Annotated in this window: 13 protein-coding genes; 1 reads left to right on the plus strand and 12 read right to left on the minus strand. The window is 54.4% G+C overall.

Annotated elements, in window-relative coordinates:
- Window positions 1–240: 240 nt before the first annotated feature.
- From BN871_RS10435 to BN871_RS10445, 3 genes are all read right to left on the minus strand, one after another.
- Window positions 241–834: a hypothetical protein gene (locus BN871_RS10435; RefSeq protein WP_021877220.1), complete on the minus strand. Its 594-nt coding sequence runs from the start codon at window positions 832–834 to the stop codon at window positions 241–243.
- 113 nt (window positions 835–947) lie between these two features.
- A complete protein-coding gene (locus BN871_RS10440) occupies window positions 948–1,964 on the minus strand; it encodes a GTP-binding protein (protein WP_048745848.1) in 1,017 nt (338 codons plus the stop codon).
- A 129-nt stretch (window positions 1,965–2,093) separates the two neighbouring features.
- Window positions 2,094–2,420 carry a general stress protein gene (locus BN871_RS10445; protein WP_021877218.1) on the minus strand — a complete coding sequence of 109 codons (327 nt, stop codon included), beginning with the start codon at window positions 2,418–2,420 and terminating at the stop codon, window positions 2,094–2,096.
- A gap of 271 nt (window positions 2,421–2,691) precedes the next feature.
- Here BN871_RS10445 and BN871_RS10450 point away from each other — a divergent pair, with 271 nt between their 5' ends.
- Window positions 2,692–3,864, plus strand: a complete 1,173-nt coding sequence (locus BN871_RS10450) for a glucose-1-phosphate adenylyltransferase (protein WP_048745850.1) — start codon at window positions 2,692–2,694, stop codon at window positions 3,862–3,864.
- Window positions 3,865–3,962: 98 nt separating this feature from the next.
- On the opposite strand, the gene cysK is transcribed toward BN871_RS10450, so the two are convergent.
- The 9 genes from cysK to BN871_RS10490 all read right to left on the minus strand — a co-directional run bounded on the left by cysK (window position 3,963) and on the right by BN871_RS10490 (window position 10,128).
- A complete protein-coding gene (cysK, locus tag BN871_RS10455; RefSeq protein WP_048745851.1) occupies window positions 3,963–4,883 on the minus strand; it encodes a cysteine synthase A in 921 nt (306 codons plus the stop codon).
- Between the two features lie 697 nt (window positions 4,884–5,580).
- Entirely contained in the window at window positions 5,581–6,684 is a 1,104-nt protein-coding gene (locus BN871_RS10465; protein WP_048745854.1) for an acyltransferase, read from the minus strand.
- Window positions 6,685–6,875: 191 nt separating this feature from the next.
- Window positions 6,876–7,190, minus strand: coding sequence for a hypothetical protein (locus tag BN871_RS10470; protein ID WP_021877214.1), 315 nt, complete (start codon window positions 7,188–7,190; stop codon window positions 6,876–6,878).
- Window positions 7,191–7,264: 74 nt separating this feature from the next.
- The gene (locus tag BN871_RS10475) at window positions 7,265–8,161 is read right to left on the minus strand and encodes an N-acetylmuramoyl-L-alanine amidase (RefSeq protein WP_048745856.1); all 897 of its coding nucleotides are present in this window, start codon (window positions 8,159–8,161) and stop codon (window positions 7,265–7,267) included.
- 16 nt (window positions 8,162–8,177) lie between these two features.
- Complete coding sequence (locus BN871_RS10480) at window positions 8,178–8,567, minus strand: hypothetical protein (protein WP_048745857.1); 390 nt, start codon at window positions 8,565–8,567, stop codon at window positions 8,178–8,180.
- Window positions 8,551–8,979: a hypothetical protein gene (locus BN871_RS10485; RefSeq protein WP_048745858.1), complete on the minus strand. Its 429-nt coding sequence runs from the start codon at window positions 8,977–8,979 to the stop codon at window positions 8,551–8,553. The genes BN871_RS10480 and BN871_RS10485 overlap by 17 nt, the downstream gene beginning before the upstream one ends.
- On the minus strand, window positions 8,972–9,130 hold the full coding sequence (locus tag BN871_RS27610; RefSeq protein WP_157060260.1) for a hypothetical protein: 159 nt from the start codon (window positions 9,128–9,130) through the stop codon (window positions 8,972–8,974). Before BN871_RS27610 ends, BN871_RS10485 begins: the two co-directional genes overlap by 8 nt.
- A 34-nt stretch (window positions 9,131–9,164) precedes the next feature.
- On the minus strand, window positions 9,165–9,314 hold the full coding sequence (locus BN871_RS27615; RefSeq protein WP_021877211.1) for a hypothetical protein: 150 nt from the start codon (window positions 9,312–9,314) through the stop codon (window positions 9,165–9,167).
- A gap of 7 nt (window positions 9,315–9,321) precedes the next feature.
- A complete protein-coding gene (locus BN871_RS10490; RefSeq protein ID WP_332310211.1) occupies window positions 9,322–10,128 on the minus strand; it encodes an LPD38 domain-containing protein in 807 nt (268 codons plus the stop codon).
- Window positions 10,129–10,143: the final 15 nt, after the last annotated feature.

The raw sequence follows: 10,143 nt of genomic DNA on the forward strand, positions 1-10,143 counted from the left end.
CTCTATGAATCCTCTATGAATCCATTCACTCTATGAATACAATTGTACAAATAATAGAGCCGGGAGTCATCCTCTCTCGACGTATTGGCAGCATTTCCTGGCCAACACACGAATCGGCCGCCTCCCTCAAGGGTTGCGACCGGACGTTGGATCAAAGTTTTCTATTCTTTACCCTGCCGAAATGAAATTGAACCACCTTTTCGACAGAAATCTATGTTTTTTTCATCCGCGGTTATTCCTCTACTCCATGTCCGCCCAGAAGAAGTCGACGGATAGAACTTGGCCCGTCTTCTGATTCAGGAACAGCTTGGCGGCAAAACCGTTGGCATCCACATATCCGACGCCATCCTCGGCCTTGTACTGAGGCTCTCCATACCGGCCTACCCAGCCTTCCAAGGTGACCGGAAGCTCCTCATCCCCTACCCGAACCGACCGGGTCGAGGAAGGCACGCTTACATAATCCACTTCCGTACCTGTGAAAGCGATGTTCATGTCGGGATAAGTCCAGCGCGTCTGCTCGGCGAGAAGCTCATCCTGAGCCGCTTCGAGCGGAAGTCCAAGCTCGGAGACGATCTGCTCCTTGTCGTCGGTCAAGCGGACTCCGTTGATCGTGCCGAAGTCCATCGTCCCCGGAACGGCATTTGTCGAGGAAGCGGATTCCTCTTTCAGCAAAGCAATGACAGCGGGAGGAGCAGGCTGGCCTGCTGCCGTCTCCGTCCCCTTGGCCGGCGCGGCGGCAGACGGCAAGGATGCGACGGGGCGGGTCAAGGAAATCGCCATTCCTATAACCAGAAACAGGCAGGCAACCGAAGCTGTAAGGATTGTCTTTTTCACATTGCTTCCTCCCTTTCCACATGCTGCTGATCCAATAGTATCCATTAACCAGCGGACTCAGCGCGCGAAACAGCAAATCAGCCTGCCGGAAGCCGGCAGGCTGGAGGTCGTCTTTATTCGGCTTGATCCGTATGCCCCGCCTCCAGAACGGCAAGCCGCTCCAGCACTTCGCCTCGCGAGAAATGCTCTCCGATGAACACGATGGCGTCGCGCATGCTCTCGGCCGGAGACAGAGGAATGAAATCCGTCTCCCTGTACGCGAATTGAAAATGGTACCGGCTCGCCGTGTCGGCGAATGTGACGATTCCTTTCGCCCGGTACACGTTGTCGGGCAGCGTCTGGAGCATGCTTTCGAAGTCCATGCTGTCATAAGGCCGCTGCGGATAATAAGTCACTGCCATCAGATGCTCGTGGGCATGGGCATGGCTTTCTTCCTTCCTGGCAGCGGATGCATCCCCTGTTCCCCCATCGGTCCTAGCGGCGACCTCCTCGGGCCTCAGGGCAGCTCCGGGATCAGCGGACAGCACGCCCTCGATCCATTCCGCCTCTGCGCGGCCATGCCGGACGGTGACGAGCGAAGCATGGGAATTGAGCTCCCGAATCCGCTGCTGAACCTCGACCAGCTCCTCGGGATGGAGCAGATCGGCTTTGTTCAGCACCAGCTTCGTGGCGCAGCGGATTCCGTCCTCCATCAGCTTCATCGTACGCCGGCTCCCCTTGAGGCGAAGCACGCCCGGGCCGTCGACGACAGTGACGACAGCGGACAGGTAGAGCGATTCGTGCAAGGCGGCGTCCATTACGCCTTCCACCAGCTCCAGCGGATTCGCAGCTCCGGTAGCTTCGATGAGAATGACACCGGGCCTCTCCCTCCTCGCCAGCAGGACCAGCTCTCCGGCCAGATCGCCTTTCATCGTGCAGCAGATGCAGCCGTTCAGCATTTCCTTGAGCGGAACGCCGGAATCGAATCTCGCCCCCTCCAGATGAAGGTCTCCCAGCTCGTTGAGAACGACTGCCGGCTTGATGCCGGCTTCCCGGCAGCCGTCCAGCAGGCGTGTCAGCAAGCTCGTTTTGCCGCTGCCCAGAAATCCGGCCAGAACGACGACCGGTACAGGAGTGACTTGTTCTTCCATTTTCTCCCCATCCTCTTCCGCTAATCGTCTTTGAACCTTTCCAGTATAACGGATTCCGTTCCGAAGGCACAAAAAAACGCCCGGCCGGATCGAATCGATCCAGCCGGACGTCCAAGCTTCGGGGGCAGCTCAGTGAGGCTTGGCGATGACCAGGATTTTGCCTTGGTCAAGAACTTCCTCATAGCGCTCGGCTTCCATTTCGGTCAAGCCTACCGACTCCAGCTTGGAGCGCAGCGCATCGCCGCGGGAGCGGAACATATTCGCCATGGAATCGAAGACGCCTTCCTCCTGCATGCCGATGCTGTTCGCTTGTGAATTTTCGGCCAGGCGATCCGTCTGGTCTTTATCGTGGGCAAGCACATAAATCTCGTCCTTGTCATATCCGCGTCGATTGAGCTCGCGTACTGCCGACATTGCGTCCATTCCGCTTTCTACAACTTGAATGCTTGGTTTCATGGTGTATCCCTCCAAATGGTATAGTTGTCGGTTCGGCCCCGCCGTGGCAGGGCGTTCAAGCTTACAGGTTAGTACCCCTGCCCCGATGCTCGTGAAACATTCCGCTTGGCGACGCCGAGGCGGCCATTCCGACTCTCTACAGATTAAAATGCCTGCGGAAAATCTCGGGAAAAGGATATCATTGGAATTTTCTCATCTTGGTTTCAAAGATTTTCAGGCCGTTTACTTATACCGTATAAAGAATTCGAACGAGACAACGGAGGTAACACAGATGAATGTTAACAACGAATGCATGGCAATGCTCCTCGCGGGAGGAGAAGGCAAACGGCTGGCGCCGCTGACGAACCGGCTGGCGAAGCCGGCTGTTCATTTTGGCGGCCGCTACCGCATCATCGATTTCCCGCTGAGCAATTGCGTTAACTCCGGAATCGGCAGCGTGGGCATCCTCGCTCAATATATGAAGCAATCCATCAGCGGCCACGTTGGCGACGGCTCCGCTTGGGACAACACGGACATCACGATCCTTAATTCCGAGGATCAAAAGACCGGCTACAAGGGAACGGCAGACGCCATTTTCCAGCACATCGATTTCATCGATTCCCATCAACCGGAGCATCTGCTCGTCATCTCCGGCGACCATATTTACCAAATGGACTATAAGGAAATGCTCAGCTTCCATAAAGCCCGCGGCGCGGCCGCGACGATCGCCGTCAAAGAGGTTCCTTGGGCAGAGGCTTCCCGCTTCGGCCTCATGAATACGGATGAGCGGCTGAACATTACCTCCTTTGAAGAAAAGCCGGCCAAGCCTCAGAGCAATCTGGCCTCGATGGGCGTTTATATTTTCCGGTGGGCCGATCTGCGCGAAGCGCTCATTCTGGATGCCATGCGCGCCGATTCTTCCCATGATTTCGGCAAGGACATCATCCCTTCCCTTCTGGCCTCGGAAGAGAAAATCATCGCCTTCCCATTCAAAGGCTACTGGAAAGATGTCGGTACGCCGGGAAGCCTGTGGGAAGCCCATATGGATCTGCTCCAAGGCACGATCGACCTCAACCGTCCCGAATGGCCGATGTATACCCCATCCCTGTCGGTAAGCCCGGCCATCTATGTGGAAGGCAAAGGGGAAGTAAGCAATTCCATCGTCCAGCGGGGCTGCCGGATTCAAGGAGATGTGGAGGGGTCCATCCTCTTCCACAGCGTCCAGATCGGAGAGGGCAGCACGGTGACGGACAGCATCATCATGCCGGGGGCGAGAATCGGCCGCAATGTGAGCATTCACCGCGCCATCATCGGCGAGGGCGCTTATGTCGCGGACGGATCCTCCATCGAGGGCAGCGATGACAACCTGACTGTCATCGGCGCGGGCGAGTTCCGCTACAGCCGCTCCCCGCTCCGCAGAACCCGCCCGACGGCTATGCTGGGAGACGTACGGACCGGTTCTTGATTATGAAGATGCACAAAAAGTCTGCCTTTGACGGGCAGACTTTTTGTTGTGTTCAGGGATGCTGCTGCACTCGCTCCTGCCCATCCAAGAGTCTGGAATCAAAAAATGTCCATGCTGAGATATCTCTCTCCGCTGTCAGGCGCGATGCAAAGAATGCGCTTGTCCTTGCCGATGCGGCGCGCTTCCTGAACCGCCGCCCAGACGGAGGCTCCTCCCGATGGACCGAGCAGGATGCCTTCCTTGGCCGCAAGCTCCCTGCATGCGGAAATGGCCGCACCGTCCTCGACCTGCACGATGTCGTCGTAGACATCTGTATTCAGAATCGGAGGCACGAAGCCTGGACTCGTACCGACCAGCTTATGGGGTCCGGGCTCGCCGCCCGACAGGACGGGGGAACCCTGCGGCTCCACGACAAGAATGCGCAATGCCGGCAGCAGCTTGCGAAGCTCTTCTCCCGTTCCGGTAATCGTTCCTCCGGTGCCGCTGGAGGCGACGAACACATCCATTCGCCCTTCCATCTGCTCCATGATCTCCAGCGCCGTCGTTCCCCGATGCGCATCTGGATTGGCGGGATTTTCAAATTGAAGGGGAATGTAGCTGCCTTCAATTCCTACAGCCAGCTCCTTCGCCTTGCGGATCGCTCCCGGCATCCTCTCCGCTGCCGGCGTCAGCACGACCTCGGCTCCGTAAGCCCGCAGGATGCCGATCCTCTCCTTGCTCATATTGTCCGGCATGACGAGAATGGACTTGTATCCTCTCGCCGCCGCATTCATGGCGATGCCGATGCCCGTGTTGCCGCTGGTCGGCTCGATGATCGTCCCCCCCGGCTTCAGGAGACCGTCCTTCTCCGCTTGCAGCATCATATTGGCGGCGGCCCGGTCCTTCACGCTTCCGCTCGGATTGAACTTTTCCAGCTTCACGTACACCTCGGCGTCCTCGGGACCGACGAGCCGATTGAGCCTGACTGCCGGGGTATCTCCGATCAGCTCAGTGACGGAATTCACGATTCTAGGAGGCATTGGCATCTTCCTTCATTAAAGTTTCAACAATTCGATTACTATGCATGTTACAGGAATAATCCCGGATTCTCAAACGCGCAGCCGCACCCTAAATCGATCGTAGTCATGGAGTGGTCAAAAGAACAAAAAAGGGACCCCGGAGGGTCCCTTTTTCCTTGCTGGATCAGGCTTGGTGGCCCGGCACTTACATCATGCCGCCCATCTATTAGCGGTTTTTGCAAGGATTCATGGACCTACGAAATTGCTACTTTCCCTAACCATCATGTAGGGCTATTTAAAACTTCCATTCGTATTGATTCGAATTTGAATGGATAATTAGTGAGTTTTCTTGTGAGTTTTTACTGTTCCGTGAGTTTTGTCGATGCCAATCCAATTCATGAGCCTCGAACTCCTTCAGCACCCTGTACCTCAGCGGTTGTCTGCTTTCCAACTCTATGTACTTCTCTTGCTCTAATTCCCCGAGGACATGCTGGAGTCGCCCCTCCCGCTTCCCTGTGAATTTACGGAGGTTTTCCATCTTCAGTGGAGTCAATCTAAAATATGATCGTTGACAGGATCCGCAATACCTTCCGCTCGATATCCTCCAGCCTTTCGCCGGGATTCATGACCATCATCTCTATGCTCATTGCATATGAACAAAATGCGAACAAACATTAAAAGCACCTGCTCTGATTCGAGCAGGTGTTGAGCCAATGAATTATGAAAGATACTTACCTCTGAACTTTAAGAACGGTTTCTCAACAACGTGGTATGTAAGGATTGAAATTAGAATAGTAATCGGCACAACCAAGATCAGAGAGTTCAGCATCCCGTCCCTGAATGCGTTGGAGGAAAAGCTAATGGTCCAATGACGATAGATAACCAACTTCACAATGATGTAATGAATTAAGTAGATGGAGAAGCTTATTTCTCCGATCCTGGAGAGCGACTTCTGAATGATGTTTTTATTTTCTGAAAAGACCTTCACGTAAGACACGATAAACACCGCCCACAGCGTCCCTTCGGTTGTCGGCCAGATGACTTTCCAATTCGCAGAAATTTGCCAGCCGCCGAGTCTATTAAATGCAAACAGTTCTGTAATTACCAACACAGCCGAAGCACAGAAAATAAGGAACCAGCTTTTTCTACTTAACTTGAGCTCAATAAAAACCTTTGCGGCCAGCATGCCGATTATAAATTGATCGATTCGTCCCACAATTGTCCAATAGGAAAGCTCTCTGATATTGCTCCCAAACAGCATCGCCAATGTTCTAAATACGATGGCGACAACGATCAATAGAAGCATCTTTTTCGCACCTTCATTCCGCATCATCCGAAGCAAAAAGGGGAAGATGAGGTAAAAGAGAAATTCAACTGATATCGTCCAAAACATAGCCGAGAATTCACCCAAATTTAACGAACCTTGAGCATTCGACAGAAAAAATAAGGTCTGTAGCATGCCAATGAAGTTGAAATTGCCGGGATAAGCATAAATTCCAACCACCATAAGTAACAAAAACATTGGGTAGATTCTGAACAATCGATTACGAATGAATCCCCAGTAATTCATACTTTTATCATAAGCACCGTACGTAAAAATAAAACCGCTTAGAACCATGAACAAAGCAACTGCTGTATGCCCCTCGATAAATAAGGACGAAATGGGGTTGGTCGTTTTGAGCCAATACCCATCCGGCACCTTATCCCCGAATGCAAAATCTCGCGAAATAAAATGCTGACCATGGTAGAACAAAATTAGCAATGCCGCCATTCCTCGGAGATGGTCAATCGCCGGTAGGTAGTTTATGTTTAAGCTTTTCATAGAAGACTCCTGCCCATTAAAGTGTCCTATTTATTTTAACCTTTATGGGAGGAATGTGACAATAAGAAAGCCTGCTCCGATATTGGTCAAAATCCCAGGATCGGCATGATGCCGATCATCATTTTATCGCTTTCGTGGACTGCTTTTGAATTTCGCTTTTACTTCTATAATAAAGAGAATCGAGTTTCGAATTAAAACAGCTCCATCTGATTTCGATAAGCATCAGAGAATTCGTGACCTTTATCGTGACTTTTTCTGTGCCAGTTGAGCTCATGAGCCTCGAACTCCTTCAGTATTCTGTACCTCAGCGGCTGCCGGCTCTCGATCTCTACGTACTTCTCCTGCTCCAATACTCCGAGAATATGATGGAGCCGACCCTCTCGTTTCCCCGTGAATTTCTGAAGGTTTTCCATCTTCAGTGGAGTCGATCTGATTTTTGAATAGTTGACCAGGATCCGCAATACTTTTCGCTCGATGTCCTCCAGCCTTCTTTCACTGGGAATCATGACCATCACCTCTGTTCACATTATATGCGAACACAATACGAACACTCAACAAAAAAAAGGCGTGCTCCGAGAAATCAGAGCACGCCTTTATCCTTCATGATGGGCTCGAGCAAGAGCAGCTTTCGAACGGCTTCTTCCTGCCAGGAGCCCGCTCCCATCGCAGTCTGGCCGAGCTGCAGGATTCGTGATGCGATGCCCGCTGCCGTCACCGGACCATCACCGTACGCAATCTCTGGCATGACCGGCGCGAGGTACAAGAGCTTGGCCTCTGCCGCTGATCCCCACGTCTTATCCGACAACCGCTCGGCCAAGTCACGCACCCGGCCGGCGATGGCGAAGGCTGCAGCGTAACGGCTGGCCTGACTGAGCTGGTATGCGATGCGCTCTTCATACAACTCCAGCGACGGGATTCTTTCCGCTATGGCCAGCTCCGCGTACAGACGGCCCCAGGGAAATGCGGGCCCCGGGCAAAACGGCTTGCGTATCGGGTCGATCTGGAAATGACCAAGGACTGTCTCCGGGCTGAACACGATTCGGTTGCCCCAGATCCGCTCGACCTCGAGCTGGATGTACTTGTGCAGCCAGCAGAGACGCCAGAACTGTTCCTCCGTGATTGAGCCGTCTGCGCCGTTACCGGCATAACCCTCGTGCTCAATAGAGACACAATACAGGTTCGGGTTCATACCCATCTGCCGGACGATGCCCGCCTTCGCCTTCGGGATCGCATCTGACAGCAGCCCTTGCGTCCAAGCCGCTCGCTCGAGACGGACATACTGGTGAATGCCGCCATCCCGGCCAATGCCAAAATGGGACGATACCTGCGCGGCCGGGTTCCGGAACCAAGCATCCATGCTGTCCATTGTACCCATGGAGATGTGGTTAACGATGACCAAGGGCGCATACTGCTTCCCGTTGCGAGTCCGGGGGCCATGATTCGGCACCCGATCCCCCATCCATTTCATGTCGATCATATCAGCAGCTCCCTTCTTAGAACGATTGGCTCGCGTCTGTCCCTTCCTGCTCTGCTTGTTTCGCATCCTTCTTGCCTTCGACTAGGTTGTAGCCCGTCACCGCTGCCGTCAGCGTGAAGATCAGCTCATTGCCCAAACCCAGCTTGAAGAGCTCGTCCGCTACAATCAGGCTGAACGCCACGATCGTGAAGATGAACTTCCGGCTGTTGGCTTTGAAGCCGATTGGCAAACCGTTTGCTCCGCGAACGACGGTCACGTACTCATGAGCCTTGAAATAACCGAGAAGGATGATGGCCGCTGCGGCGATGTTTGTCACGTCGATTTGCACACCAAAAAAACGAGTTGCGGCTGCAGCTGCTGCAGCGCCAAGCACCGTCAGGGAATCTGCCTTAAGCCATTTTTTCATCTTGTTTTTCCTCCGCTTCGTTATAGTTGAGTTTGTGGTAAACAACGGTTCCCGGCCGACTGCGGCCGACTGCAGCGAGGGCACGCGATCGTGCCGCCGAGAAAAAAATAAAGAACATTCTGAGAGCGCGCCGAAAGCTTTTCGACGTCTTCGAGATACTTGCATCCTCCGGACATACCGGATCCACCCCCAGGACGGCCATCGTGCGCCGCTGATTTTCCATGATGATGAGCTGATTGGCCACATAGACTTTGACTTCGCTGTCATCCGAGAGCAGCCAGGGCACTATCCGGCGCAAAGCCTGCTTGACCTTACGCTGCTTGAGAAATACATAAACGGCCGTTCCCAGCGCACTGAGCGAAAGCCCATTCTTCCAGACCGCATGCGCCAGCTCGACGATCAGGTCATACACGCCGACCAGCCTCCTCCGGCAGCTGCACCTGCACCGGGCCGGGCAGGAGCAGTCTTTGCACCACCCACGGGCTAAGCAGTCTGCCGATCACACGCAGGCTGTCGTCGCTGAAGTCGGACTCCAGCAGCTCTGACTCGTCCATTTCGATCATGTCGTTCACCCCACAGGCAAAAGAAAAGAGCCCCTCACGGAGCTCCCTCTTCGACCTCGTATTCGTAATCGTAATCCTGCGCTTCGTGGTAGTCCCCGCTACGCCCGCCGCCGCTTGTCATCAAGATCAGGTTCAGCAGGATGATCACGATGACGATCAGCGTATTGCCCGCCTTCTGGCTCATGCCCCCCCTACTTCCCCAGCGCTTTTTTGGCTGCTGCGTTCATTTTAGCATCGATCTCGTCCAGCCGTCTCCGTTTGTGCTCAGCTTGCACATCCTTCGCGGCGAGGATCTCCTTGTACTGCTTCTGCAGCTTGGCGATCTGCTTCTGGTAGGGCTTCATGCGCGCGTAGTCCTTCGCATCCTCCGGCATCATCTCTGTCTCGTTGTAGTCGGCCGAGGCCTTCTTCTTGCTGAGCTTGTCCCAGTCCTTGTAGAAGTCCTCTCGAACCTGGCCGCCGCCGCTGGTCTTGACGAAAAACGACCGGGCGACCGGCTGCTCGGTTGCCTTCAGCTTAGGCAGCGGGACTTCCCTGCCGCCCCGCGCCGCGTTGATCCCGGCGTCGATCATGTCCACCCCGTAGTTAGCCAGGCCGGCGCCGTAGCCGCTGATCGTGTTGTCGATGATTCTCGGGCTGGCGAGGTTTGTCTCCCCAAGGCCCATCTTGGCCATGAAGGAGCCGATCTCCTTAGACAGCTCGCTCGTGTAGACGCCGTACTGGTCTTTCTTTTCGAAGCGCTGCTCTCCCATCGGGACGACCGGCGCATCGCGGAAGAACGAGTGATTCGTGATTGCCTCAAGCAGAGGCGTCAATGCGGTGAACAGTACCGGCGGCGTGAACGACTGAAGAGTTGTCTTGGCGTAGCCGTCGTAGGCTTCCGGATCGTTCTCCTCCAACCAGCCGAGGAACCGCTCCGTGCTCGTCGCGAACAGCATGCCGGCTTCGAACGGCTTCGGGATCCGGACAAACTCGCCCGTTCTGGGGATACCGATGATGAAGAAGTTGTCTTA

This window comes from Paenibacillus sp. P22 (assembly GCF_000469945.2).
Classification (GTDB): domain Bacteria; phylum Bacillota; class Bacilli; order Paenibacillales; family Paenibacillaceae; genus Paenibacillus_O; species Paenibacillus_O humicus.